Annotated in this window: 23 protein-coding genes and 2 pseudogenes; 14 read left to right on the forward strand and 11 right to left on the reverse strand. The window is 63.9% G+C overall.

The genetic code is table 11. The annotated features are described in order from the left end of the window. Positions 1-315 precede the first annotated feature (315 nt). The 5 genes from IWH25_RS03535 to IWH25_RS03555 all read left to right on the forward strand — a co-directional run bounded on the left by IWH25_RS03535 (position 316) and on the right by IWH25_RS03555 (position 3,636). Entirely contained in the window at positions 316-1,089 is a 774-nt protein-coding gene (locus IWH25_RS03535; RefSeq protein WP_203387979.1) for a hypothetical protein, read from the forward strand. A gap of 19 nt (positions 1,090-1,108) precedes the next feature. Continuing rightward, on the forward strand, positions 1,109-1,663 hold the full coding sequence (locus tag IWH25_RS03540) for a hypothetical protein (RefSeq protein ID WP_203387980.1): 555 nt from the start codon (positions 1,109-1,111) through the stop codon (positions 1,661-1,663). A 126-nt stretch (positions 1,664-1,789) separates the two neighbouring features. After that, on the forward strand, positions 1,790-1,966 hold the full coding sequence (locus IWH25_RS03545; RefSeq protein ID WP_203387981.1) for a YegP family protein: 177 nt from the start codon (positions 1,790-1,792) through the stop codon (positions 1,964-1,966). Positions 1,967-2,223: 257 nt separating this feature from the next. Then, the gene (locus tag IWH25_RS03550) at positions 2,224-3,279 is read left to right on the forward strand and encodes a DUF6765 family protein (protein ID WP_203387982.1); all 1,056 of its coding nucleotides are present in this window, start codon (positions 2,224-2,226) and stop codon (positions 3,277-3,279) included. A 36-nt stretch (positions 3,280-3,315) separates the two neighbouring features. Then, positions 3,316-3,636, forward strand: a complete 321-nt coding sequence (locus IWH25_RS03555) for a hypothetical protein (protein WP_203387983.1) — start codon at positions 3,316-3,318, stop codon at positions 3,634-3,636. A gap of 337 nt (positions 3,637-3,973) precedes the next feature. Here the strand turns inward: IWH25_RS03555 and IWH25_RS03560 are convergent, their stop codons facing one another. Further along, positions 3,974-5,890 carry an esterase/lipase family protein gene (locus IWH25_RS03560; RefSeq protein ID WP_203387984.1) on the reverse strand — a complete coding sequence of 639 codons (1,917 nt, stop codon included), beginning with the start codon at positions 5,888-5,890 and terminating at the stop codon, positions 3,974-3,976. 142 nt (positions 5,891-6,032) lie between these two features. Between IWH25_RS03560 and IWH25_RS18980 the strand changes: the two are divergent. Beyond that, positions 6,033-6,515: pseudogene (locus tag IWH25_RS18980) on the forward strand (transposase); the annotation flags it as partial. Positions 6,516-7,561: 1,046 nt separating this feature from the next. On the opposite strand, the gene IWH25_RS03580 reads toward IWH25_RS18980, so the two are convergent. The 3 genes and pseudogenes from IWH25_RS03580 to IWH25_RS03590 form a co-directional block, all read right to left on the reverse strand. Further along, positions 7,562-9,358 (reverse strand): hypothetical protein, encoded by a 1,797-nt coding sequence (locus tag IWH25_RS03580; protein WP_203387987.1) that lies wholly within the window; start codon positions 9,356-9,358, stop codon positions 7,562-7,564. 132 nt (positions 9,359-9,490) lie between these two features. After that, a pseudogene (locus IWH25_RS03585) lies at positions 9,491-10,333 on the reverse strand (YifB family Mg chelatase-like AAA ATPase); the annotation flags it as partial. A 7-nt stretch (positions 10,334-10,340) separates the two neighbouring features. Continuing rightward, the gene (locus tag IWH25_RS03590; protein ID WP_203387989.1) at positions 10,341-10,583 is read right to left on the reverse strand and encodes an accessory factor UbiK family protein; all 243 of its coding nucleotides are present in this window, start codon (positions 10,581-10,583) and stop codon (positions 10,341-10,343) included. Between the two features lie 254 nt (positions 10,584-10,837). Between IWH25_RS03590 and IWH25_RS03595 the strand changes: the two genes are divergently transcribed. The 6 genes from IWH25_RS03595 to IWH25_RS03620 all read left to right on the forward strand — a co-directional run bounded on the left by IWH25_RS03595 (position 10,838) and on the right by IWH25_RS03620 (position 15,956). Continuing rightward, positions 10,838-11,704, forward strand: a complete 867-nt coding sequence (locus tag IWH25_RS03595; protein ID WP_203387990.1) for a TorF family putative porin — start codon at positions 10,838-10,840, stop codon at positions 11,702-11,704. Between the two features lie 29 nt (positions 11,705-11,733). Next, the gene (glnK, locus tag IWH25_RS03600; protein WP_203387991.1) at positions 11,734-12,072 is read left to right on the forward strand and encodes a P-II family nitrogen regulator; all 339 of its coding nucleotides are present in this window, start codon (positions 11,734-11,736) and stop codon (positions 12,070-12,072) included. A gap of 11 nt (positions 12,073-12,083) precedes the next feature. Then, positions 12,084-13,583 (forward strand): ammonium transporter, encoded by a 1,500-nt coding sequence (locus tag IWH25_RS03605; RefSeq protein WP_203387992.1) that lies wholly within the window; start codon positions 12,084-12,086, stop codon positions 13,581-13,583. 136 nt (positions 13,584-13,719) lie between these two features. After that, positions 13,720-14,502, forward strand: coding sequence for a lipopolysaccharide kinase InaA family protein (locus tag IWH25_RS03610; RefSeq protein ID WP_203387993.1), 783 nt, complete (start codon positions 13,720-13,722; stop codon positions 14,500-14,502). Between the two features lie 13 nt (positions 14,503-14,515). Beyond that, positions 14,516-15,307 carry a phosphodiesterase gene (locus IWH25_RS03615; protein WP_203387994.1) on the forward strand — a complete coding sequence of 264 codons (792 nt, stop codon included), beginning with the start codon at positions 14,516-14,518 and terminating at the stop codon, positions 15,305-15,307. 58 nt (positions 15,308-15,365) lie between these two features. Next, positions 15,366-15,956: a nucleotidyl cyclase domain-containing protein gene (locus tag IWH25_RS03620; protein ID WP_203387995.1), complete on the forward strand. Its 591-nt coding sequence runs from the start codon at positions 15,366-15,368 to the stop codon at positions 15,954-15,956. A gap of 82 nt (positions 15,957-16,038) precedes the next feature. Here the strand turns inward: IWH25_RS03620 and purU are convergent, their stop codons facing one another. The 4 genes from purU to IWH25_RS03640 all read right to left on the reverse strand — a co-directional run bounded on the left by purU (position 16,039) and on the right by IWH25_RS03640 (position 21,445). Beyond that, the gene (purU, locus tag IWH25_RS03625; protein ID WP_203387996.1) at positions 16,039-16,902 is read right to left on the reverse strand and encodes a formyltetrahydrofolate deformylase; all 864 of its coding nucleotides are present in this window, start codon (positions 16,900-16,902) and stop codon (positions 16,039-16,041) included. Positions 16,903-16,979: 77 nt separating this feature from the next. After that, positions 16,980-17,588: a bifunctional phosphoserine phosphatase/homoserine phosphotransferase ThrH gene (gene thrH / locus IWH25_RS03630; RefSeq protein WP_203387997.1), complete on the reverse strand. Its 609-nt coding sequence runs from the start codon at positions 17,586-17,588 to the stop codon at positions 16,980-16,982. A 73-nt stretch (positions 17,589-17,661) separates the two neighbouring features. Further along, entirely contained in the window at positions 17,662-19,491 is a 1,830-nt protein-coding gene (locus tag IWH25_RS03635) for a diguanylate cyclase (protein WP_203387998.1), read from the reverse strand. Between the two features lie 31 nt (positions 19,492-19,522). Continuing rightward, on the reverse strand, positions 19,523-21,445 hold the full coding sequence (locus tag IWH25_RS03640; protein ID WP_203387999.1) for an ATP-binding cassette domain-containing protein: 1,923 nt from the start codon (positions 21,443-21,445) through the stop codon (positions 19,523-19,525). Between the two features lie 85 nt (positions 21,446-21,530). Here IWH25_RS03640 and IWH25_RS03645 point away from each other — a divergent pair, with 85 nt between their 5' ends. Then, positions 21,531-22,184, forward strand: coding sequence for a hypothetical protein (locus IWH25_RS03645; protein WP_203388000.1), 654 nt, complete (start codon positions 21,531-21,533; stop codon positions 22,182-22,184). Here the strand turns inward: IWH25_RS03645 and IWH25_RS03650 are convergent. From IWH25_RS03650 to IWH25_RS03660, 3 genes are all read right to left on the reverse strand, one after another. Then, positions 22,174-22,731 (reverse strand): 1-acyl-sn-glycerol-3-phosphate acyltransferase, encoded by a 558-nt coding sequence (locus IWH25_RS03650; RefSeq protein ID WP_203388001.1) that lies wholly within the window; start codon positions 22,729-22,731, stop codon positions 22,174-22,176. The genes IWH25_RS03645 and IWH25_RS03650 overlap by 11 nt on opposite strands. 5 nt (positions 22,732-22,736) lie before the next feature. Continuing rightward, on the reverse strand, positions 22,737-24,347 hold the full coding sequence (locus IWH25_RS03655; RefSeq protein ID WP_203388002.1) for an ABC-F family ATPase: 1,611 nt from the start codon (positions 24,345-24,347) through the stop codon (positions 22,737-22,739). A gap of 132 nt (positions 24,348-24,479) precedes the next feature. Continuing rightward, the gene (locus IWH25_RS03660) at positions 24,480-24,644 is read right to left on the reverse strand and encodes a hypothetical protein (RefSeq protein WP_203388003.1); all 165 of its coding nucleotides are present in this window, start codon (positions 24,642-24,644) and stop codon (positions 24,480-24,482) included. A 162-nt stretch (positions 24,645-24,806) separates the two neighbouring features. Between IWH25_RS03660 and IWH25_RS03665 the strand changes: the two genes are divergently transcribed. After that, complete coding sequence (locus tag IWH25_RS03665) at positions 24,807-25,982, forward strand: Eco57I restriction-modification methylase domain-containing protein (protein WP_203388004.1); 1,176 nt, start codon at positions 24,807-24,809, stop codon at positions 25,980-25,982. The last annotated feature ends 5 nt before the right edge of the window (positions 25,983-25,987 follow it).

Below are 25,987 nucleotides of genomic sequence, written 5' to 3' on the forward strand. Positions count from 1 at the left end.
TCCTCCTCAAAGGATCATGCGGCAATTAACCGTACGAGCCAACTACGGCTCTTGATATTTCTGAAGACAAAAATGACTGCGCAGAAATTTTGGCGATCGCTACTGCACTGATTATGGCAATCGGGTAACCTTCGCTCTGTAGTGCTCACACTATGGAGCGTAGGATTGCGTTGTGTCATTTCATTGCCATCGACCTGGGTTCGAGCCCATGACGTCGACGCTGCCTCTACGGGGGATATTGGCCCCCATTCACCAGACAGCCACGAGGTGAGATTTGATATTCCCGTAGGGTGTAAGGTCATGGTGGATGCTGGCGTGCGTTTACTGTCGCTGGCAAATCAGTTGGATTCGACAACTCGCCGCGTTACCCTCAATTTCCAGGAGGGTCTTCCCGGCACGATGGGATACCTGAATCGCCTGGGGTTTTTTGATCATCTGGCCCGGGGGATTGATGTACTGCCCGCTCGTCCACAAGAATCTGGTGCCAGTATTTTTCGCGGCCAGAACAGCGATTTGGTTGAGATTGCCCGCATCAACCCTAGCTGCTGCGATAGAACTTTGCCCGGTAGATTGGCCGACGTCATCGAGCATTCGGTCGGAGACCTTCAAGACAGTAAAACAATTGGTCATGTTGCGTTCACTGTATTCGGCGAGCTGATCGACAACATTTTCCAGCATAGCTCAACATTGCTCGATGGATTTGCAGCCCTACAGGTCTACGGTGGCCGTCGTCGCAAGGCTATTGTCGTCGTATCGGATAGTGGCCTCGGGCTGATGGAAACCCTTCGTCCGGCGCTTTGCACGGAATATCCAGCGCTCCAGCATCTGTCTGACGCACATCTGTTGCTTCGCGCATTTCGCGAAGGGCTTTCAAGGCACGGGCAGGGCCGCGGCTGCGGACTGAAGACATCTGCCGAGCAGGCCATCAAGTACAACGCCTCGGTTGAGGTGCGACTCCCCCAATCTAGAATTCAGCTCGCCGCAAACCACGGGCAATACGAACTCAATACAACGTTCTGCGTGGAGGGGCTGCCCTTAGTATGGGGTACTCACTATTGCTTCAGTTTTGGTCTTGACACGCACCGGTAATTCTGCTTCAATGAATTGAATGAACGAGATGACGAAAAACATCCGGCTTCTAGACCTCATGGAGAGCCCAAATGGTTGGGGACATGAGGAAGGACGTGAAGTTTTTTCAAAGTTGCTGCAGGTTGTTGAAAGCAACCCTGGAAAGCGGATTTTTCGGATTTCTCTGGACGGAGTCGCAAGGACAGATGCTTCCTTTCCGAGAGAAAGTGTCATGGAATTGGCCAGACGATACAGGGGAGACAAAGGATTTTGCCTTGTTGACTTGGAGAACATAGATCTCTTGGACAACTGGGAATCTGCTGCGGAAAAAAAGGAGCAACCCATAGTCTTGTGGCGACGGGACGGAAGCCACAAGATCATTGGCTTACAACCAAGTAAAGGGAACGCTGAAATTCTTGAGTTGGCTTTAAAGGTGCCCGTAATTAGAGCTGCTGATGCCGTGACGCAATTGGATCTTAAGCTTCCAAATGCGAGCACCAAGCTTAAACAACTGTGGGAACAAGGCTTTTTACTCCGCAGAGAAGATGTCGCAGAGTCTGGCGGGGTTGAGTTTTTGTATTTTCGAATTCAGTAGCTTTTTTTTAACATCTGGTTCAGTGGCTTCAATGAATCAGAATATCACAAGGGAGGTGAAACGATATAGGAACAGCGAAGGCAAGCAGCGTAGCAACCAATCAGCATTTAATTCATAGAGGACATCATGAGCAAATTCGAGCTTTTCAAAGGCACCAACGGCCAGTACTACTTCCGGCTCAAAGCCGAAAATGGCGAGATCATCGCCCATTCGGAGGGCTATACGTCGAAGCAAGGCGCACAGAATGGCATCGCAGCGGTTAAGCGCTGCGCTCCCATCGCGCCCGTTGTTGATCTTACCTAGGAGTACAACATGGCAAAAAATCCTCCGTCGGGCGACGGACGCCGCGTAGGTGCTGTCAAGCAACGGTCCCAGACTCAAACCCCAGCAGGCAATTGGGTCAAACGGGACTCTGGTTCGGGGCGTTTCATGGACCAGAAAGCCGATGGCAAACCGTTCAAGGGCGTCCGCAAGGAGAAGTAGCGCCTTGCGCCGCGCACAACTCGTCACAACGCCTCCGGGACCCATGAGTCCCGGAGCGAATTAAGGAAAACTCAGTCATGCAGCTGGACATGCACTACTACGGCACCTATGCGATGGCGCGAACTGCCGGATTACGCCAGGACGTTGCCCAAGCCATCGCGACAGCAGCGCAGTTCGTGGACGATTCGTCAGCAGTATCCGCCGAGCTGTTCGACGGCGCCTATCTGCATCATGAGGCCACCGCGCATCATCCCAGCGAACTGGCTCCGAATATTGATCCTGCCGATCAGCGCCGGGTATGGGTACCGTTTCATTTCCTTCCTGGGAACGAAGGAAGCACTCTGAAAGAGCGGCTGGTCTGCCAAAAAGATAGCGCTATCGCCCGCCAGATGGTCGATCACGCCTTGTCACTTGCCGCTGAGCCGTATAGCTGCGTCCTGATGGGAATCACAGCTCACGTCTATGCCGACACATTCTCGCATTACGGTTTCTCAGGCATTACGTCACCCTTGAACCAAATCGATGCTGAGTCGATCACCCCCAAGATCCAGAACGCGGAAATTCTGGCCTATGTGACTTCGAAATTTCATACATTCGTTGAGCAACGCGCGGCGGGTGCCGCCAACCTTCTCGGCCTCGGTCATGGAGGCGTGGCAACCTATCCGGACCGCCCCTATCTGACGTGGAGTTTTTCCTACAGCGACGGCCGTGAATCCGGCGAGCGGCGCAATCAGCAGACGTTTTTCGAGGCATGTACGCGGCTGCATGAAATGTTCTCCCGCTATGCCGCGCAGGCTCCGTTCTATGCGGACGTTGCTGCACAACGCGACTTCGATGCCATCGCCGAGCCAGTGGCCACCATCCTGTCGGTCGAAGGAAAGCTCGAAGAACGAACAGCTGCTTGGCAAAGCGCGTTTATGTCCGGGAAGATGCTTGGGCAACAGAAGGCAGAGGCAATCCCGGACTATGCGCCAGCGCATTTTGCCCAGGACATCGCAGCGCTCCAGCGATGCGAAATTGACGACGCCGAAAAATCACTGACGTTCCATTTCATGCAGGCTGCCGATGTTCACCGTCGGTTCGTTTTGCAGGAACTGTTGCCAGCGCATGGCCTGAAAGTCATTGCCCCGTAGCATGGGACATTCCATCTTCAACGGAGAAAACCAGAAATGATCGACAAAATTGCTGATTACTTCATCACCGAACCGCAGCGCATAAATGCGATCGGTGAGGTCTTTTTCAGGCTCGGGACCACACTTATTCTTGCAGGTCTTCTTGCACATTTGGCGACGACCGTAGTCAGTACTGTGACGATATCGGCGGCCCAGTCGACTCACATGCCACAGTCCTTGGCGGATTTGTTGCCGGGTATTCCGACTTGGTGGATCCCGGAGTCGATCGTTGGCGGGTTACCTGCCGTTGGCTTGTGCGGCTTTGGTCTGTGGTTAAAAGTTGTGGCAAAGAAGATTCGTCGATTCTTGGCGTGGTGACCTCGTAACGGAACTGATGGAGACGTAAATGAGTGAATGCATCAAAACCGACAATGCAACGATTATCTGTCCGGCTTGCGGCGTCGAATTTCCCGATGAGGGAAACTGTTTTTCTGCACCCGCACCGCAAGGGTCAGGTGGCTGTATTCGTAGGTGCTACTGCCCAAGTTGTCAGGAATCGTGCTGCGCAGAACGCGACAGCCCCCAGTTCACGCCGCCTGGTTTCTAGCTGAACGTGAGAAGAAATCCCACGAAATCTGGAGTTTTGGGAAAAATCTAGATAATCGTGGGATCCTACATGACCTTGATCTCTTCCTCATTCACCGTACTTCATCCCCTAGCGAAGAAGGCTAGCAGAAACGTCTCTCCGGATTCTGATGTCAATGCCGACTCGCACTCGGTTGTCGTCGTTGCGAACGGAAGTAGCGAGCCCGTGTTCCTCTGGCACTATCGACGCAGCAACGATGCGCTTATTCGAGAACCGCTCCAACTCGGTAGCCACCCACTTAGCCCGAGCGAAACGCAGCAGGTAGTTTCCTGAGACAGTCCCGATCCTAGCCTGATCGTTGCAGACAACTCTCTCGTCGATGACGATTTGGCCTGCCGCGTTCTTCATGCCTAGATGAACCTCGGGCTCAATAGCTTTCCGGAGATCTACCGGATTCACGAGAGGCTCTGCCTTGCTGCAAGGAAATGCTTTCGCCGAGGCCTCGCCATAAAAGGTCGCTTCTCCAGTGAGGCCGAGTTCATCGATTGACTTGCCAATAGCCGCAATCTCGCTGGCGATCTCTGCCGAAGAAGCCTTTCCGCCGGGAAAACTGGCTCGGTGGCTGACACGAATTCCTTGGTCGCCTGCCGGCGCACATGTCGCCCTACTGGTCTTGGCGAGGATCGCGTCGCACACTGATTCAGCAGCTATCGGCGGCTTCTGCTCTCCCTTCGCGCTAAAGTCAGACGTGCTCGTGCTTGTCTTCGCTTGCAGCAGTGGCACCGGCGTGGCTAGATAGCGAGGTTCACCTCCGTGTCTCTTGTACGTGATTTCGAGGGCTGCTGGCGTGGACGGAGCAGCCTTTGGTGGCTCCATGACGACCGTTTCTCCGTCACCCCTTGGATCGAACTGGAGCTCTCTATTCTTGCTGTCCAAGCAGTTCTTCTTTCCATCCTTTCGGTTCTCGAAGCAGACGGCTGGAACGTTTGCTACTGGGTCGAGAAGACGGACAGTGTCGCCAGGAAACAGACGAAGCTGAAGGTAAATGTCCTTCGAGGGATCTATCGTGGCCAGTTCAGTACGGGCCTTGCGGGGTCGGTTGGCGAATGCCGACTGCGAGCGAATAACTTGGTCGACGCGCTGCGAGACGTCGGTAATGGCTGCAAGGATTGCTTGCATCGCATCGGGCTTTGGTGGTCTTTGGGTTTCCAGGAACGCCTGAACGAGTGCCCTATATGACTTGTGGCCAGCGTCAGCCGGCTTGACGATACCAAAGTGGTCTTCGTTGATCGCCTCGATCGCGTGAGTGCAAAGTGAAGCGGCGCTACGCAACGGAACTACTAATGCGACCCCAAACACGGAATTTCTCTCGTATGCGCAATACGACGGAATCCAGAAGAGCCTGGAGTTGATCCATGCCGTCTCAAGATCGGCAAGGAAGTCATCGTTCTGCATCTCTTTAAGCTGATGCGCATGGGTGCTTATGCCCCCCGGTACTGCCTTGCCTGCCAAGGACAACAGGTCTGCAAGTTGGCTGCCGTTCGTTGGTGTCCCGAAGAAATAGAGTAGTTGGATGCGTTCCGCGTAGCTCGGCTGCCGCAGAATGAGCGCACGAGCAACAAGCCCGCCAAGGCTGTGCATGACGAACGTGATGCGCCTGCGTTGATCAATACCTTGGGCTCGCAATTCAAAATGGAGATCGTCCGCCAAGCTTGCGATTGACGTGCGCTTGCTGAGGATACTGGCATCGTACGTATAGACAAAGACGTCCGTCTTAGCGAACGCATTCTCGTTGTCGACGGGGATTAGCGCAGGCCAGTACGCACCCGAACGTTTGTTGAACCAAGTATCGGCGTCTCCGCCCAGTCCGTGGATGAAGACGATCACGGGCTGATCGACTGCCGATGCCTTGCTACCCGAAATGAAACCGGCCTTGTGATCACCGTTGGTGCTGTCACTGGTTCGCTCGCCCATTCCTGTGCAACCGCACAGCAGTGCAACCACGAACAAAATGATGAATCTGACACTTGTCATACGCTGAGCCATGTCTATCCCGTAGATCAAACTTCAAACGCCACGCTGCCACAATTCATCCGAACTTCTGCTTCATTATGCCATAAGGGTTGAGTCGCCCCGGCCCCCGTAGACACTCCGAAGCCTTAAACAGAGGGCCCTTGGAGGGGGTGTCATGAGCAGCAATCGTTACCCGGAAGAATTCAAGATTGGAGCGGTCAAGCAAATCACCGAACGAGGTTATCCGGTCGCCGAAGTTGCGGCCCGAATAGGGCCTCGCAGCACAGCCTGTATGAGTGGGTGAAGCGTTACAGCGTGCCGGAACCGGAACGACTCGAAACGCAGAGCCAGTCCGCTGAAATCCATAAATTGAAGGCCGAACTGCGCCGTATGACCGAGGAGCGCGACATTCTTAAAAAGGCCGCCGCGTACTTTGCCAAGGAGTCCCGGTAAGGTACCCGTTCATCCGTGCGCACGAAGGCAGCACCCTGTCCGCCGGCTGTACCAGATGATGGTCGTGCATCCCAGCGGCTACTACGTCTGGAAAGCCAATCCGACCTCGGCCCGAAAGAAGGAAGATCAACGTCTCTCGGGACTGATCAAGCAGTCCTGGCTGGAGAGCGGTGGTGTCTATGGCTACCGCAAGATCACCGAGGAACCGTGCGCAGCGCTGCTGACCTCGCCGCACAGCCGGACCGTGGCATCGTTCAGGACGATCTCGATCCGAGACGCCGTTACGCCCGGATCGGGCGGGTGCAACATCGGAGCGGCCTGCGCCGGGAGTAGTTTCACCGAAGCTTCCGGCGCCGTTCCAGCAACTGGAGCGGCAGTGCCAAGCGCACCAAACTTGCCAGCGCGATAGTGGCGGCGCCACTTGAATAGCAGATTGGCATTGACGCCGTGCGCCGTGCAAGCTTCGCCACCGAGACCCCGTCAACGCACGCCAATGTCGCCAGCCGGCGCTTGAAGTCGATCGGATGATCCGGGCAACCCTTGCGGCTCACCTTCGAGATGCCTGTCCTCAAAGTAGTCCCCACCAGTTTTTTGGTGGGCACCACTCTGGATCAATCTACTCACGCACGAAAGCCGGTGGCGGCCGGACGCTTACCGTTCAACAACTGATCAAAACGATCTTCGTTCATTTTCCTAGACGAGCACGCTGAACGTTATCTGCGTGCCGTCCCCTGTCGTCGCAGCCCACGTGGTCAGCGAGGTTTGGTAGACGCGAGAGAACGACACAAACGGTGCTTCGCTAGCTAACCAGCGTCCAAATATCTCAAAAACGTGTTCTCCCGGGCCGCCACGCATGCGTTTCAGCCCTGATGAAAAGTTGGTTTCAAAGACCAGATGGATAACCCTCAGATCAGAAGAGTTGTCCAGCTCGAATCTCGTCCTATTCATAGATTGATACCCGTGCCCTTCCTTTTCCTTGGCTAGCGCACTTTGTTGGCAGCGTGTCCCCACGCCTGCCGCTTCTCCGGAGCGCGATGCCTTTAAGACGGATTTTGCGTTGGCGCTTCACGCCGTCGAGCAACGTTAGCGTATCACCATCGGCTACCGCTGTGACTTCGCAAGATAGCGTGCCTGCCCATACAGCATGTGCAAAAAGGAAGTGCAGTGCCAACAGTAGCCCGCCGTTTATGGTGACTTCACCGGGGCGGCGTGGCTTGCACAAGCTGATGACCTTCCGAGTCATTTCATCTACTACAAACGGCTCGCCCGAATGCCCGGGGTAATCCCTGCCTTTTCTAATGCCTGCAACAGTGCCGCCTCCCCAAGGATGTATTCTCCGCGCGTTTTAGGGTGAGTGAACGTATCTGCCAAGCCAGGGCAATGGGGTATTAACTTGCTTACGATTCCTCGGATATACCGTACGTCGGACATAAATCGCCGTAGCCACTGTTCAAAGATTTTGCTGTCTTCAATTACTGCCATGACGCCTCGGTAGGCCTCTTCGCCCTCCTTCTCGACATCAGACTGGTTTGCCACCTTTCTAGGACGTCGCTCGATTTCCACGATGTAAATCGGTCGGCCTCTAGAGGTAATCCGCAGCACCATCAGCCCTCGTGGTCGTGCTGTTTTTACATCGAAATAGACCCAGTTTCGAGTAGTGGTCGGAATCTCCTCTTCGTCAATCGGCTCAAGCGCAATCAGCTTTGGATTTCCATCCGACCGATAGCCATCCGCAAAGGTAAACCACTCGGCGGTTTGTATTAGCTCAGGATGCTTTTTCTTCAGGCTGCTTGTCGCATTCCACATATCTAGTAGTGCGCCATGGGACTCAAGGTGTACAGGAGCGTGAATCGATGCATAGCCAATGCCACTTCCCGATCCGTGGCGTTCGCCTGAAGAATTGGTTGATTCATTACCGCCTTTACGTCGATTTTTAGAAGACGAACTAATCCGTTCGCCATGTCGATCTACGACAGCTCGGGGAATGCCAAGAACTACAAATTTCGGATCCAGAATTTCAACTGCACCTGTTCCATGATTTGGCTCGTCATCGCCTGTTAGATCAACTATATCTGGGGGACGAATTAAGCGCTTTTCTATGGCACCTTCCCAAGCGTTGTCGTTTTCCAGATCTGGGTTGCCCTCGATATTTTTGTTCGTATTTTCCCGGCCGCGCTCGATCAAAATTCCATCGGGATCCGAACCACCGATAACTCGAAGGGCTAGGAAGGATCGCTGATTGTCAAACCATATCCCTTGGCAACGAAGCTCAGCTGGACCCTGAAACCAAGGGGCAACCTTCAGGAAGGATGGCGCCTTGTTTCTTGGAACAAACTGGCTTTCCAGCTGACCATAGATTTCTCGAGCGACGCGCTGCGTGTATGGATCGTATTTCGCGTGTGCTAGGAACACGGTATCGCCGTTATGTAGCCGCTTCCGCAGCTTTACTTTCCACTTCCCGCTTTCCTCCGGTTCTTCTAACGGAGCATAGAAACGTTTGTTAACTTCATCCCACCCATACGTAGCAAGAATCCGGTTCAACTCTTCTGATCTCCCGTAACACCGCGAATAGAATTCTAGGCATGGAACCACTAGCTTTCCGCCATTCTGCAACTTAAATTCGATGTTCCAATTCTTGTCTTTTTGGTGCTTGAGCGGGTAGAGCTCCATCGGGTACGGCGTAGTTCTAGTACTTGGCGAGGCGTAAAAAAAGGAAGTGTGTTGCCAAGCGGCGCCTCTGAAATCTACTTCGAAATCGAATTCCTCAAATTTGGCTGACGTATGGCTCATGTTGTTTGCCCAAATCGTGCCAATTCGGACTTGCCCAAGGGCGGTCAGAGGAACGCGGCGGAGAATTAAATCGTCTGCAACGGAACCTTCAACTATCTGGCGGAAGCCGACCAAGGCTAATGGCTGTGATTTCGCCTGCAAATTCTTAACGACGCCGTTATAGGTCCAAGCGACATATGAGCCTGCAGGTAGTGCAAGGCCGGGGATTCTAGTGACACTTGGCGTCTTCAGAATCTCAAACTGGAACGGAATAGGCATACCACCTCACACGCAAAAACGCCCTGACGGCTTACACCGGCAGGGCGTCAGGGGGTTCAGAACTGCTGTTACAGTCTCAGCAAGTTGGTCGCAGCTATTTCTACAATGTCGCAATAATTTGTATAAGTCACAGCCGCCGCCGACCAGCGCCACTGCCGACGCCGAATGATGGGGATGGCGGAAATTTCTGCGGCCGTACTGCGCCGGGCGGAACTGTCCGGCGAGCGAGAGGACCGCCGCCGACTCCAGCGCCTCGCCGTCGGCGAGCGGCGGCAGCAGCCCGGGCAGGCGCGCCGCCAGCATCGACTTGCCGCTGCCCGGCGGGCCGGACAGCAGCAGCGAATGGCCGCCGCCGGCGGCGATTTCGAGCGCGCGCTTGGCCTGCGCCTGGCCGCGCACGTCGGCCAGGTCGGGGTAGCTGTCGGCGATCGCGGCCGGCGTCGCCGCGGCTGCCGGCAGCGGCGACTCGCCGCGCAGGTGGGCGCAGACGGCGAGCAGGCCGGTCGCGGCGAAGACGCCGGCGGGGCGTGCCAGCGCCGCTTCGGCGGCGCTCGCCGCCGGCAGCACGAAGCTGCGCTCGCCGGCGTCGGCGGCGAGCACCATCGCCAGCGCGCCGCGTACCGGGCGCAGTTCGCCCGACAGCGACAGTTCGCCGGCGAATTCGTGCGCGTCGAGGCGGTCGGCCGGCAGCTGGCCGGAGGCGGCGAGGATGCCGAGCGCGATCGGCAGGTCGAAGCGGCCGGACTCCTTGGGCAGGTCGGCCGGCGCCAGGTTGATCGTGATGCGGCGGGCGGGGAATTCGAAGCCGGAATTGACCAGCGCAGCGCGTACGCGGTCGCGCGCTTCCTTGACTTCGGTGTCGGGCAGGCCGACCAGCGTCACCGACGGCAGGCCGCCGGCGAGGTGCACCTCGACCGCCACCGCCGGCGCGGCGAGGCCGTCGAGACCCCGGCTGCGGACGATGGCCAGCGGCATGCGGCGCTTACTTCTGCGGTGCGGCCTTTTCCAGTTCGGCGACGCGCGCCTCCAGCGCCGTCAGCTTCTCGCGCGTGCGCGCCAGCAGCTGCGTCTGGATCTCGAATTCCTCGCGCGTGACCAGGTCCATCTTCTCGAAGACGCTGGCGAGCAGTGCCTTGACGTTCTTCTCGATGTCCCTGGCCGGGCTGGCGGCGATCAGCGCCGACAGGCGGCTGTTGAGTTCCTCGAAAAGCTTCGGGTCGAGCATCGTGATTTCCCCCGGGCGGGCAGGCGTTCTGGAGCGGCCGAGTTTAGCACAGCGGCTTGTCGTGGCCGGCCCGCACCGTGCTGGCGCACTGGCCGCCGATCGCGCACCGCAAAGGTGCGGATAATCGGGCGGCGATTTGGTGCGCCACGGTAAGTTATTGCTTTTGAATGCAAAAAAAACTGGCACGGCTGATGCTAAGAACGAACGCAAGCTATTTATTCAAGATTCAAGATCAACTACCAAGGAGTCGCTCCATGAAAAAGCTGCTGATTGCATCCGCTCTCGCCACCGCCTTCGCGCTGCCGGCCGCCGCGCAGACCGCCGCGCCGGCGGCCGAGGCCGCCCCGGCCAGCCCGCACACGCTGACCGCCAACATCGGCCTGTTCTCCAGCTACCGCTTCCGCGGCATCGACCAGACCTACGGCAAGCCGGCGCTGCAGGGCGGCTTCGACTACGCGCACGAGAGCGGCTTCTACGCCGGCAACTGGAACTCCAACGTCAGCTCCGGCGCCGGCTTCCCCGACGGCAACCTGGAAATGGACTTCTACGGCGGCTGGAAGAAGACCTGGGGCGACTGGGGCCTCGACCTCGGCGGCATCGTCTACTACTACCCGGGCTCGGAAGGCCGTGGCCTCGGCATCGGCGCCGACAAGGGCGCGGTGACCAACAAGGAACTGTACATCGGCGGTTCGTGGAAGACCGTGTCGCTGAAGTACTACCACTCGGTCGACGACTACTTCTCGCTGCGCGGCTGGGATTCGACCGGCGCCTCGACCGGCAAGAGCACCAAGGGTACGCACTACATCGACCTGTCGGCTTCCTACGACCTGGGCAACGGCTGGGGCGTCAACGGCCACGTCGGCCACCTCTCGGCGAAGCGCATGAGCAACGGCAGCTACACCGACTGGAAGGTCGGCGTGACCAAGGACTTCAGCGGCTGGGTGGTCGGCCTTTCCTACGTCGGCACCAACGCCGACGGCGACTGCTCGGGCGCGACGACCTACCAGCCGTACTGCTTCGCCAAGTCGATCCAGGACGACGACGGCGCGCTCGACCTGTCGAGCAGCAACAAGGACGCCGGCCGCGGCATCGCCGTGCTGTCCGTGTCGCGGACCTTCTGATCCATCTCCGATCCTGACAGAGGACCATCATGAAACTCGTAACCGCAATCATCAAGCCGTTCAAGCTCGACGAGGTGCGCGAGGCCTTGTCCGCCATCGGCGTGCAGGGCATCACCGTCACCGAGGTCAAGGGGTTCGGCCGGCAGAAGGGGCACACCGAGCTCTACCGCGGCGCCGAATACGTCGTCGATTTCCTGCCCAAGGTGAAGATCGAGGCGGCGATCAAGGACGACGTCGTCGACCAGGTGATCGAAGCCATCGAGAAGTCCGCCAGCACCGGCAAGATCGGTGACGGCAAGATCTTCGTCTTCCCGCTTGAACAAGTGATCCGCATCCGCACCGGCGAAACCGGTGAGGACGCCCTCTGAGGAGCGACAACATGAAGCGCATCTTTGCAATGCTGGCTGTGGTCGGTGTCGTCCTCGTCGGCGCTCCGGCCTGGGCCGAGGAGAAGCCGGCGGCGGACGCCAAGCCCGCCGCCGCGGCGGTAGCCGAAGCACCGGCCGCCGCTGCCACCGCCGCTCCCGCGGCCGCCGAAGCCGCCCCGGCCGCGGCGCCCGCCGCCGCGCCGGTGGCGAACAAGGGCGACAACACCTGGGTGATGGTCTGCGCGGCGCTGGTGATCCTGATGTCGATCCCCGGCCTGGCGCTGTTCTACGGCGGCCTCGTCCGCTCGAAGAACATGCTCTCGGTGCTGATGCAGGTCTTCGTCACCTTCTCGCTGATCAGCGTGCTGTGGGCGGTGTACGGCTACTCGGTGGCCTTCACCGAAGGCGGTGCGTTCTTCGGCACGCTCGACAAGCTGTTCCTGAAGGGCATCACCGTCGATTCGGTGGCGGCGACCTTCTCCAAGGGCGTGGTCATCTCCGAGTTCGCCTACGTGATCTTCCAGGGCGCCTTCGCGGCGATCACCTGCGGCCTGATCGTCGGCGCCTTCGCCGAGCGCGTGAAGTTCTCGGCGGTGCTGGTGTTCATGGTCATCTGGTTCACCCTGTCCTACCTGCCGATGGCGCACATGGTCTGGTACTGGGCCGGTCCGGACGCCTACGTCGACGCCGCTGCCGGTGAAGCCGCGGGCAAGACCGCCGGCTTCCTGTTCCAGAAGGGCGCGCTCGACTTCGCCGGTGGCACCGTGGTGCACATCAACGCCGCCGTTGCCGGCCTGGTCGGTGCCTTCCTGATCGGCAAGCGGATCGGCTACGGCCGCGAGTCGATGGCCCCGCACAGCCTGACCTTCACCATGATCGGCGCCTCGCTGCTGTGGTTCGGCTGGTTCGGCTTCAACGCCGGCTCGGCGCTCGAAGCCTCCGGCGGTGCGGCACTGGCGATGGTCAACACCTGGCTGGCGACCGCCTGCGCGGCGCTGTCCTGGATGTTCGCCGAGTGGATGCTGAAGGGCAAGCCGTCGATGCTCGGCGCCGCCTCGGGCGCCGTCGCCGGCCTCGTCGCGATCACCCCGGCCGCCGGCTTCGTCGGCATCGTCGGCGCCATCGTCATCGGCCTCCTCGCCGGCGTCATCTGCCTGTGGGGCGTCAATGGCCTGAAGCGCATGCTGGGCATGGACGACTCGCTCGACGTGTTCGGCGTGCATGGCGTCGGCGGCATCCTCGGCGCCGTCCTGACCGGCGTGTTCACCGCACCGTCGCTCGGCGGCACCGGCGTGTACGACTACGTCGCCAACAAGGTCGGCGACTACGACATGACCGCGCAGGTGATCTCGCAGCTGTGGGGCGTCGGTACCGTCGTCGTCTGGTCGGCGGTGGTTTCGCTGGTCGCCTTCAAGCTGGTCGACATCGTCATCGGCCTGCGCGTGCCGGAAGAAGAAGAGCGCGAAGGCCTGGACATCACCGCCCACGGCGAATCGGCCTACCACCACTGATTTCCCTCCTCCGCAGCAAATCACGGGCGCCTTCGGGCGCCCGTTTTTTTCGTGCTGCAGTGGCATAATCGGCCATCGCCGCGGAGCCGCAGCGTCGCTGCACGGCGGTCCCGACACAATCACGAAGGAAGCCCTCTTGGCGTTGTACATCTCTCCCGAACGGAAGGCGTTGCTGGAAGCGAACCGGCTCGCCGGCGTCGACGACGTCTGGGCGCTGCGTGCCGAATGGTTCGAGGAGCCGAACGTCCGCCGCGGCGGCTGGAGCGGCGTCTGCCGGCTCGCCCTGCCCCTGCCCGCCGGCGGCGAACTCGGCGTCTTCCTCAAACGTCAGGAGAACCACCAGCGGCGGAGCTGGCGCCACCCGCTCGCCGGCGAGCCGACCTTCGCCCGCGAGTTCCGCATGCTGCGCTACCTGCAGGCGCATGAGGTGCCGGCGCCGCGGCCGCTGTACTTCGCCAGCGCGATCGTCGACGGCAATGCGCGCGGCATGCTGATGACCGAGGAACTGGCGGGCTTCCGTCCGCTCGACACCGTCACCGAGGAGCTGTTTGCCGCCGGCCGGCCGCCGCTCGCCGTGCAGCGGGCGGTGCTGCGCAGCGTCGCCGACGTCGTTCGCCGGCTGCACGACGCCGGCGTGCAGCACAGCTCGCTCTACCCGAAGCACCTCTTCGTGCGCCTGCGCGACGGGAGCGCCCCGGAGGCGGCGCTGATCGACCTGGAGAAATCGCGCACCACCCTGCTGCCGCCGCTGCGCACCATCCACGACCTCGACGCCCTGAACCGCCATGCCCGGCACTGGAGCCGCAGCGCGCGCCTCTACTTCCTGCTGCAGTACCTCGGCCTCCCCCGGCTGACGCCGTGGGCGCGCTTCCTGTGCCGCCGGATCATGCGCCGCGCCGGCCAGAAACGCCGCGACTGACTTTCCCCGGCGCATGGCCCGCATCGTCCAGCTCAGCGACCTGCACCTGCGCGCGGCGGGACGCTTGCTCTACCGGCAGATCGACACCGCCGGCGCGCTGGCGCAGGCGATCGCGCGCATCAACGCGCTGTCGCCGCGGCCCGACCTCGTCGTCCTCTCCGGCGACCTCGCCAACGCCGGCTCCGCCGCCGAATACGCGCACCTGCGTGCACAGCTGGCGGCGCTGGCCGTTCCCTGGGCGCTGATGCCCGGCAACCACGACGACCGCGCCGCGCTGCGCGCCGCCTTTCCCGAGCAGCCGTGGGCGGCCGGCGAGCTTGCGCAGCAGCGCCGCGAGTGCGACGCCGGCGACCTGCTGCTGGTCGACACGGTGGTCCCGGGCGAGGACGGCGGCGCCGTCGGCGAGGCGCAGCTCGCCTGGCTCGACGCGAACCTGCGCGCCGACCGCGACGCGCTGCTCTTCCTGCATCATCCGCCGGTGCGCACCGGCATCGCCGGCATGGACGCGATCGGGCTGGCCGGCGCCGAAACGCTCGCTGCCTGGCTGCACCGCCATCCGCGCGTGCGCGCGCTGTTCTGCGGCCACGTGCACCGCACGATCTTCAGCGAGTTCGCCGGCCGGCCGCTGGCGATCGCGCCGTCGCCGGCGCACCAGATCGCGCTCGACCTGTCCGGCGATGCCGCCGCGCTGGCGTGGACGATGGAGCCCGGCGGCATGCTGCTGATCGACTGGCCGGCCGGCGCTCCGCCGGCGATCCACCTGCTGCCGGTCGCCACGGCGCCCGTGCACCGCTATGCCGACTGAGTAACGCGCCGTGCGTATTACGAGGAAGGCCCCTTGAGGGCGACTGACGGAGAATGCGATGAAGACCTTCGACCACCTGCTCGACACGCTCAACGCCGCCGCCCCCGAGGACCGCGCCGAGATCGAGGCACTGATCCGCCGGACCTTCCAGGTGCACCGCACGGCGCTGGTGCTCGACATGACCGACTTCTCGATTTCGGTGCGGCGCACCGGAATCCTCGCCCACCTGGCGCTGATCCGGCGCATGCAGGTCCTCTGCGAGCCGCCGATCGTCGCCGCCGGCGGCGAGGTAGTGAAGCGCGACGCCGACAACGTCTTCGCCGTCTTCCCGACAGCCGCGCAGGCGCTGCGGGCGGCCGAGGCGATCCAGCGCGAGCTGGCCGGCCGCGGGCTGGAAACCGCCGACGGGCGCAGCGTCGGCGCCAGCATCGGCATCGACTGCGGCGACATCCTGCTGATCCGCGAGACCGATTTCTTCGGCGATGCGGTCAACGTCGCATCCAAGCTCGGCGAGGACCTCGCCGGCCGCGGCGAGATCCTGCTCAGCGCGCGTGCCTGGGAGGAGGCGGGGCAGCCGGCCGACTACGCGGCGGCGGAATACACGGTGTCGGGAATGCCGATCGCCGTCCGGCGGCGGCGTTTCGACTAGGTGCGGCCTACTTGATCAGCGGCAGCGGCGCACGGAACGCGTCGGTGCCGGCGCGTACCTGTCCTTCGACAAGGGTCCGCCGTCAGCGGAAGACGACGGTCTTGTTGCCGTGCACGAGGACGCGGTCCTCGAGGTGGTAGCGCAGGCCGCGCGCGAGCACGGTCTTCTCGATGTCCTTGCCGTAGCGGACCATGTCCTCGATCGAGTCGGAGTGGTCGATGCGGATCACGTCCTGCTCGATGATCGGACCCTGGTCGAGCTCCTCGGTGACGTAGTGGCAGGTCGCGCCGATCAGCTTGACGCCGCGCTCGTAGGCCTGGTGGTAGGGCTTGGCGCCGACGAACGAGGGCAGGAACGAATGGTGGATGTTGATGATGCGCCCCGGGTAGGCGGCGCACAGCCCGCTCGGCAGCACCTGCATGTAGCGCGCCAGCACCATGCAGTCGCCGCGCACGTCCTCGAAGATGCGCTGCACTTCGGCGTAGGCGCCGGCCTTGTTGTCCGGCGTCACCGGTACGTGGTGGAAGGGGATGCCGTGCCACTCGACGAAGCCGCGGAACGCGTCGTGGTTCGAGATCACGCACGGGATCTCGATGTCCAGCTCCTTCGCCTGCCAGCGCGCGAGCAGGTCGTAGAGGCAGTGTTCCTGCTTCGAGACGAGCACGACGAGGCGCTTCTTCACCGCCGAGTCGTTGATCTGCCAGCTCATCGCCAGCGGCTCGGCGACCGCGGTGCGGAAGCGTTCGCGGAACTCGGCGAGCAGGAAGGGCAGCGACGAGGCCTTGATCTCCAGGCGCATGAAATAGCGGCCGGTCAGGCTGTCGGCGTGGTAGCTCGATTCGAGGATCCAGCCGCCGTGCTCGGCGATGAAGCCGGCGACGCGGGCGATGATGCCGACCTGGTCGGGGCAGGAGGCGGTCAGCGTGTAGAAGCGTTCGCGGTGCATTTCGGGGAGCAGGGGCCAGGGTTGGGGGGCTGGGCAAAGGCGGCGGGCTGGTGTTGCCAGCCCGTCGCCGCTCGTCTCTAGTAGCGCGCGAAGGCGCGGTCGATCTCGCCGCGCAGTGCGCCGTAATCGCGCACCACCGGGAACTGCGGGAACTCGCGGACGACGTTTTCCGGCGGGTGGAAGAGGATGCCGCCGTGCGCCTCGCCGAGCATCGCCGTGTCGTTGTACGAGTCGCCGGCGGCGACGATCGTGAACTTCAGTTCCTTGAAGCGGCGCACCGCTTCCTGCTTCTGGTTCGGCATGCGCAGGTGGTAATTGACCAGCATGCCGGTCGAATCGGCCTCGAGCGAGTGGCAGAAGAGCGTCGGCCAGCCGAGCTGGCGCATCAGCGGGTGCGCGAATTCGTAGAAGGTGTCGGACAGGATCACCACCTGGTAGGCCTCGCGCAGGCTGTCGAGGAAGTCGCGGGCGCCGGCCATCGGCCCCATCTCGGCGATCACCTTCTGGATGTCCGGCAGGCCCAGCTGGTGCTGGCGCAGGATATCCAGGCGGTACTTCATCAGCTTGTCGTAGTCAGGCTCGTCGCGCGTCGTGCGGCGCAGCTCGGGGATGCCGGTGCGCTCGGCAAACTCGATCCAGATTTCGGGGACGAGGACACCCTCGAGGTCAAGACAGACGATTCTCACCGCAATTCTCCTGCGTTAGGTCAGTCGCCGCGCTGGCGGCAGCGCGGGAAAAGCGGGGATTTTACCACCGCCGTCAGGCGGCGACGGCGACGCGGTTGCGGCCGATGCGCTTGGCCGAGTACATCGCCTGGTCGGCGGCGCGCAGCAGCGCTTCGGCGCCCTCGCCGTGTTCCGGCCAGCGCGCGATGCCGACGCTGGCGCCGATCGTCACCTCGCCGTCGTCGAGCACCACCGGCCGCCGCAACGCGGCGACGATCTTCTCGGCGAGCGCCTTCACCGCGTCGGCGTCGCCGCATTCCTCGATGAGCACCACGAACTCGTCGCCGCCGATGCGGGCGACGGTGTCGGCGCTGCGCACGCTGTCGCGCAGCCGCCTGGCGACGGCGAGCAGCAGCTGGTCGCCGGCGTCGTGGCCGAGCGTGTCGTTGACCGTCTTGAAGCCGTCGAGGTCGATCAGCAGCACCGCGAAACCGCGGCCGTGGCGCGCGGCCAGCTGCTGCGCATGGCCGATGCGTTCGAACAGCAGCAGGCGGTTGGCGAGCCCGGTCAGCGGATCGTGGTGCGCCATGTCGTGCAGCCGCTTCTCGCTCTCGGTGAGGCGCTGGTTCGATGCGGCCAGCTCGCGCGTGCGTTCGGCGACGCGCGCCTCGAGCTCGCGCTCGCTGCGCTGCAGCGCCTCGATGCGCCGGCGTTCGGCCTGCAGCACGGCGGCCTGCGCCGCCTCCTTCTCGCGGCGCAACAGGTGGATGCGGTCGGCGAGCGCGAACGAGAGGAGCAGGATTTCCAGCGCCGAGCCGATCTGGATGCCGTTGGCGGTGAACACGTTGGTCGGCAGCAGCGCCATGTTGCGCAGGCCCATCAGCGCGACGCCGACCAGCAGCAGCGCCCAGGCGGCGAGGAAGAAGCGCGCCGATACGTCGCCGCGGCGCAGGCAGGCGACGGCGCTGATCACCGCCACCGCCGAGAAGCTGACGCCGAGCAGCGAGGTGGCGATCGCCGCCTGCCGGTACGGCAGCAGCAGCGGCGCCAGCGCTGCCGCCGCGAAGCCGAACGCGAGCGCGACGATGACGCGGTCGAGCCGCGGGTGATGGCGCCGCGTGTCGAGGAAGATGCGCGTGAACAGCGCGCCGAAGAAGCCGGTGGCGGCGTAGCCCGAGCTGAAGGCGATCGCCTCCCAGGCGCGCCAGTCCGGCCACAGGTACTGGTAGCCGAGGCCGCCCTGCGCCAGCTGGCCGACCGCCATCGCGGCGACGAAGGCGACGTAGGCGAGGTAGCTGCGGTCGCGCAGCGAGAACCACAGCAGCAGGTTGTAGAGGCCCAGCGCGAGCAGCATGCCGTAGTACAGCGCGTGCGCGCCGTAGGCGTCCTGGTCGGCGGCGTGCAGCGCGGCCGGCCGCCACAGCGTCAGCGGCACGGTCAGCGAGCCCGAGGACTGCACGCGCAGGTACAGCGTCTGCGTCTCGCCGGCGGCCAGCGTCAGCGGGAAGACGAAGTGGCGGTGGCGCAGGGGCCGTTCGGCGAAGCGCCGCTCGTCGCCGCCGACGAGCGTGGTATCGCTGCCCGGCGCGTAGAAGTCGACGCGGTCGAGGGTCGGGAACGCCACTTCGAGCAGCCAGTCGCCGGCTGCCGCCGCGTCCGGCTGCAGCGTCACGCGCAGCCACCAGGCCGACGCCGAATAGCCGAGGTTGAGGTCGCCGCTGCCGCGGCGCGGCGCGAAGCGGGCGGCGGTGTCCGTGCCGCGCACCGTGCCGATGTCGAGGCGGCCGTCGGCGTCTTCGAGCATCTCGATATGGGCGGCGAGCGGTACGCTGCCGTTGGCGCCACGCAGCGCCAGCGCCTGCGCCGCTGCGGCGGTCGCGAAAAGCAGCAGCAGGAGGGCGAGCCAGGCGGTCGGTCGGCGCATGCGGAAATGCGAGGGGAATAGTCCGCCGATTCTAACCGAGCCCTTCCAGTTCGGTGTGCACTTCCAGCCAGCGCTCCTCGGCGGCGTCGATCGCTGCGGCGAGCTCGGCCTGGCGCTTCAGCTTCGCTTCCAGCCCGGCGCGGTCGCTGGTCGCATATGCCTCGGGGTCGGCGAGCGCGGCGTCGAGCAGCGCCTTTTCCGCCTGCCAGCCGGCGATCTCCTTCTCCAGCTTTTCCGACTCCTTGAGCAGCGGCCGGCGTTTCGCCAGCAGCGCCTGCCGATCGGCGGCGGCCTGCTCGCGCGCGGCGATGCGCGCCGCCTTGTCGGCGGCCTTGTCCTGCGCGACTTCGCTTGCCGGTGCCTGCGCCGCCTCGCGCTGCGCGGCGAGCCAGCCGGCGTAGTCGTCGAGGTCGCCGTCGAACGGCGACACCTTGCCGTCGGCGACGAGCAGCAGCGTGTCGGCGGTCGTGCGCAGCAGGTGGCGGTCGTGCGAGACGAGCACGACGCCGCCCTCGTACTCGTTCAGCGCCAGCGTCAGCGCCTCGCGCATTTCCAGGTCGAGGTGGTTGGTCGGCTCGTCGAGCAGCAGCAGGTTCGGCTTGTTCCAGATCAGCAGCGCCAGTGCCAGCCGCGACTTCTCGCCGCCGGAGAACTTGCCGCAGGACGCGGTCGCCATGTCGCCGCGGAAGTCGAAGCCGCCGAGGTAGTCGCGCAGCTCCTGTTCGCGCGTCTGTGGGTCGAGGCGCTGCATGTGCTGCAGCGGCGATTCGTCCGGGCGCAGATGCTCCAGCTGGTGCTGCGCGAAGTAGCCGATCGCCAGCCCCTTGCCCTCGGTGCGCTGGCCGGCCAGCGGCGCCAGTTCGCCAGCCAGCAGTTTCACCAGCGTCGACTTGCCGGCGCCGTTGCGGCCGAGCAGCGCGATGCGCTCGCCCGGGCGCAGCGTCAGCTCGATGCCGCCGAGAATCACCTTCGTTCCCGCCTCGCTGCGATAGCCGCCCTGCGCCTCGTGCAGCACCAGCAGCGGATCGGGCGCCGCCGCCGGGTCGCGGAAGCGGAAGGTGAACGGCGTGTCGACGTGCGCCGCCGCCACCTCCTCCATGCGTTCGAGCGCCTTCATCCGGCTCTGCGCCTGCCGCGCCTTGGTCGCCTTGGCGCGGAAGCGGTCGATGAAGCGGTGCAGGTGCGCGATCTCGCGCTGCTGCTTCTCGAACATCGCCTGCTGCAGCGCCAGCTGCGCCGCGCGCTGGCGCTCGAAGGCCGAGTAGTTGCCGGAATAGAGCTTCATGCCGCCCTGCTCGATGTGCAGGATCTGGCCGACCACGGCGTCGAGGAAGTCGCGGTCGTGCGAGATCATCAGCAGCGTGCCGCGGTAGGCGCGCAGCCAGCCTTCGAGCCAGAGCACGGCGTCGAGGTCGAGGTGGTTGGTCGGCTCGTCGAGCAGCAGGAGGTCGGAGCGGCACATCAGCGCGCGCGCCAGGTTCAGCCGCACGCGCCAGCCGCCGGAGAACTCGGCGACCGGCCGGGCGAGGTCGGCGTCGGCAAAGCCGAGGCCGTGCAGCAGCTCGGCCGCGCGCGCCTTCGCCGAATAGCCGCCGATCTCCGAGAGCCGCGCGTGCAGCGCGCCGATCTTCACGCCGTCGTGTTTCTCCTCGGCCGTGGCCAGCGCGCGCTCGATCTCGCGCAGCTCGACGTCGCCGTCGAGCACGAAGTCCAGCGCCGGGTCGGGCAGGGCCGGCGTCTCCTGCGCGACATGGCCGATCACCCACGACGCCGGCACCTCGAGGTCGCCCTTCTCGGCGTGCAGCGCGCCGGTGAGCAGCGCGAAGAACGAGGACTTGCCGCAGCCGTTGCCGCCGGTGAGGCCGACCTTCCAGCCCGGACCGAGCTGCAGCGAGGCGTTGTCGACGAGGGGTTTCGCGGCGCGCGCGAAGCTGAGGTTGCGGAGGACGATCATGCGGCGGACGGAGCGAGGGGCGCCGGCGGGCGGCGCGCGAGCAGGTAAAATCGCTATTTTACCGGCTTCGAACCGCGAGACCGCCATGCGCACGACGATAGTTTCCGCCTTCCTGCTGCTGCTTCCTGCCGCCGCCCTCGCCCAGGTCGATTCGCGCCCGCTCAGCGATGCCGAGCGCAGCGAGCGGCTGGCGCGGGCGAGCCGGCTGCAGGACGAGGCGGCGCGCCTGCAGCAGGAGGCCGATGCGCGGCTGAAGGCGGCCAACGACGCCTGCTACAAGAAATTCCTGGTCAGTTCGTGCCTGGAGGAGGCGAAGAAGGCGCACACGCAGGAGACGCGGGCCGCCACGCGCATGGAGCAGGAAGGCAAGGAGATCGAGCGCGACGTGAAGCGCCGCGACGTCGCCGCCAGGGACGCGCAGCGCGCGGTCGACGCGCCGCGGCGCGAGGCCGAGCAGAAGGCGCAGGGCGAGGCCTACCGTGCCGAGGAGGCGCAGCGCGCCGAGGAACGCGCGGCGAAGGTCGCCGACAAGGAGCGCAAGGCCGCCGAGAACCGGCAGCAGTTGGCCGAGGAACAGGCGAAGCGGCAGAAGAAGCTGGAAGCGCACAAGGCCAAGGAGGCGAAGGCTGCCGAGAAGCGGCGTGCGCGCGAGGCGAAGGCGGCCGAGCGTGCCGCGCGCAAGGCGGAGAAGGCCGCTGCCGGCGCCGCGCCGGCAACTCCGGCGCCGGTCAATCCCTGAAGCGGATGTCGCCGGCCTGCTGCGGCCGGCAACCGCGCTTGTCGGCGTAGAAGGCGCGGATGCGCGCGAGGTCGGTGTCGCGATCGCCGGAGAGCGCGATCCAGGCGCCGATGCCGAGCTGCCTGCGCCCCCAGTCGAGGAAGCCCAGCCCGAGCGGCACCTGCGCGGCGACGGCGATGCGGTAGAACCCGGATTTCCAGTGGTCGGTATGCCGGCGCGTGCCTTCCGGTGCGATCGCCAGGTGGAAGACCGCGCGCCGCCCGAACTCGGCGCAGACCTGCTCGACGAAGCCCTCCGGCCGGCCGCGGTCGAGCGGGATGCCGCCCCAGCGCCGGAACAGGCCGCCCAGCGGGTTGGCGAACATCTCCCGCTTGGCCACCCAGAACAGCGGGAAGCCGGTCGCGCAGCGCCACAGCATCGCCACCGGGAAGTCCCAGTTCGACGTGTGCGGGTAGCCGATGATCACCGTCTTCGCCGACGGCGGCGGCACGAGGACGACCTGCCAGCCGAGCAGCCGCAGCAGCAGCCGGCAGACCCGGCCGGCCATCGGCCTTACTCCAGGCCCTGGCTGGCGAGGTATTCCTCGTAGTTGCCGCGGTAGTCGATGACCTGCCCGCCCTTGATCTCCCAGATGCGGGTGGCCAGCGACGAGACGAACTCGCGGTCGTGCGAAACGAAGACCAGCGTGCCCTTGAACTTCTCGAGCGCGGTGTTCAGCGACTCGATCGATTCCATGTCGAGGTGGTTGGTCGGCTCGTCCATCAGCAGCACGTTCGGCTTCATCAGCATCAGCATGCCGAACAGCATGCGCCCCTGCTCGCCGCCGGAGATCACGCGTACCGCCTTCTTCACCTCGTCGCCGGAGAACAGCAGGCGGCCGAGCGTGCCGCGGATCAGCGTCTCGACGTCCTCGCCCTCGTAGCCGCCCATGCGCACGTACTCGGCGATCCAGTCAGTGAGCGGCGTGTCGGCGTTGAACAGCGCCGCGTGGTCCTGCGCGAAGTAGCCGGGCCGGGCCTTCTCCGCCCATTTGATGGTGCCCGACGACGGCGCCAGGTCGCCGGCCAGGCAGCGCAAGAGCGTCGTCTTGCCGACGCCGTTCTCGCCGATGATGGCGATGCGGTCGCCGGCGTCCACGGTCGCCGTGAAGTTCGAGAACAGCGGACCGTCGTAGGCGTGGCCGACGGCGTCGAGCTCGACCGCCTGCCGGTGCAGCTTTTCCTTCTCGTCGTATTCGAAGCGGATCCACGGGTACTGGCGCGACGACGGTTTCATGTCCTCGGGCTTGATCTTGTCGATCAGCTTGAGACGGCTGGTCGCCTGCTTGGCCTTCGACTTGTTCGCCGAGAAGCGGCGCACGAACTCCTGCAGCTCGGCGACGCGCTCCTTGGCCTTGGCATTGGCCTGCGACTGGCGCTGGCGGGCGAGCGTCGACGCTTCCATGTAGTCGTCGTAGTTGCCCGGGTAGATCGTCACCTTGCCGTAGTCGAGGTCGGCCATGTGCGTGCACACCTGGTTCAGGAAGTGGCGGTCGTGGCTGATGATGATCATCGTCGACTCGCGCGCGTTCAGCACGTCTTCCAGCCAGCGGATGGTGTTGATGTCGAGGTTGTTGGTCGGCTCGTCGAGCAGCAGGATGTCGGGGTTGGCGAACAGCGCCTGCGCCAGCAGCACGCGCAGCTTCCAGCCCGGCGCCACCTCGCGCATCGGGCCGCCGTGCTTCTCGATCGGGATGCCGACGCCCAGGAGCAGCTCGCCGGCGCGCGCTTCCGCCGTGTAGCCGTCGTACTCGGCGAACTTCGCCTCGAGCTCGGCGGCGTGCATGTAGTCCTCTTCCGTCGCCTCCGGGTTGGCGTAGATCGCGTCCTTCTCGCTCATGCACGCCCACATTTCCTCGTGGCCCGTCAGCACGACGTCGAGCACGCGCATGTCCTCGTAGGCGAACTGGTCCTGGCGCAGGTAGGCCATGCGCTCGTGCTTGTCTTTGGAGACGTTGCCGGCCGACGGGTCGAGGATGCCGCAGAGGATCTTCATCAGCGTCGACTTGCCGGCGCCGTTGGCGCCGATCAGGCCGTAGCGGTTGCCCTCGCCGAACTTGGCGTTGACGTTTTCGAAGAGGGGCTTGGCCCCGAACTGCTGGGTGATGTTGGCGGCGACGAGCACGGCGGAATCCTGAATGGGTGCTGGCGAAGGCTCAGCGGCGGTGAAACTGGACGGCGGACGGAACGGCAGCGGCGGTGCCGGAAACGACAAGGGCGGCCCGCGCCGCCCTCGCCGTTTCCGGTCGCGCCGGAATTACTTGCTGGCGCCCAGCTGCGGCTTGCCGCGCTGGTGGCACTCGGCGGCGTAGATCGCCTTGCGCACGCCCTTGGTGTTGTTGCGGAACAGACGCTTGGCGGCCTTCGACAGGCAGCGGCGCTCGAGCGAGGAGCGGCGGTCGCGGTTGGAAGTGGAAGCCATGTTGAAACTCCAGAGTGTGTTGGTACTGCGGTTGATCGGTGGGGCGAAATTTCTTGAACCGTGAATTTTAACGGTTTTTTGCCGTTTTGCGGAAGTTTTCGACGATTTCCGGCCAACCGGCGTAGTTTCCGGGCGCGCCAAACCCCGCTATTCTCCGCCCCCATGCCGCCAGCTTCCGCTCCCGCCCTCGACGTCGCCCGCCTCGGCCAGGTGTTCACGCCGGAGCCGGTCGTCCGCCGCATGCTGGCGCTGGTGAAGAGCGGCGGCCGGGTGCTCGAACCGTCGTGCGGCGACGGTGCGTTTTCGCGCCACCTGCCCGGCTGCACGGCGATCGAGATCGACCCGCGCCATTGCCCGCCGGGGGCGCTGAACCTCGATTTCTTCGCCTATCCGGAAAGCGAACGCTTCGCGACGATCATCGGCAACCCGCCCTACGTGCGCTACCAGGACATCCCGGAGGCGACGCGGGCGCGGCTGTCGGCCGAGCATTTCGACGGGCGCTCGAACCTCTACCTGTTCTTCATCGAGAAGTGCCTGCGCCACCTCGAGCCGGGCGGCGAGCTGATCTTCATCACGCCACGCGACTTCCTCAAGGCAACCTCGGCGGTACGGCTGAACAAGCTGCTGTTCGCCGCCGGCACGATCACCGACTTCGTCGAGCTGGGCGATGCGCGCATCTTCGCCGGAGCGACGCCGAACTGCGCGATCTGGCGCTTCGAAAAGGGGGACTTCTCGCGACGCACGCGCTACGAGGCGGCCGGCGTCGTCGAGGCGCGCCACTTCCTGCTCGCCGGCGGCCACCTCGCGTTCGCCCGCGCCGAGTGCACGCTGCCGCTGTCGTCGATCTTCTCGGTGAAGGTCGGCGCGGTGTCCGGCGCCGACGCGATCTTCGCCAGCGACGAGCACGGCACGACGGACTTCGTCTGCTCGCACACGGTGCGCGACGGCGGGACGCGGCGGATGATCTTCAACACGCCGCACCCGGTCCTGAAGCCGTTCAAGCAGCGGCTGCTGGCGCGGCGCATCCGCCGCTTCGACGAGCAGAGCTGGTGGCAGTGGGGGCGCCTGCATCCGCAGAGCGAACGGCCGCGCATCTACGTGAACTGCAAGACGCGCGAGCCGCGCCCGTTCTTCCTGCATCCGTGCACCAACTTCGACGGCGCCGTGCTCGCCCTCTTCCCGCACGACCCGGCGGCCGACCTCGCCGCGCTGTGCGCGCGGCTGAACGCGGTGAACTGGGAGGAACTCGGCTTCGTCTGCGACGGTCGTTACCTGTTCACGCAGCGCAGCCTGCAAGAGGCGCTGCTGCCGGAATCCTTCACCGCCGACGCGGTGTAACATTC

Origin of the sequence: Azospira restricta (genome assembly GCF_016858125.1) — a bacterium.
Lineage (GTDB): Bacteria > Pseudomonadota > Gammaproteobacteria > Burkholderiales > Rhodocyclaceae > Proximibacter > Proximibacter restrictus.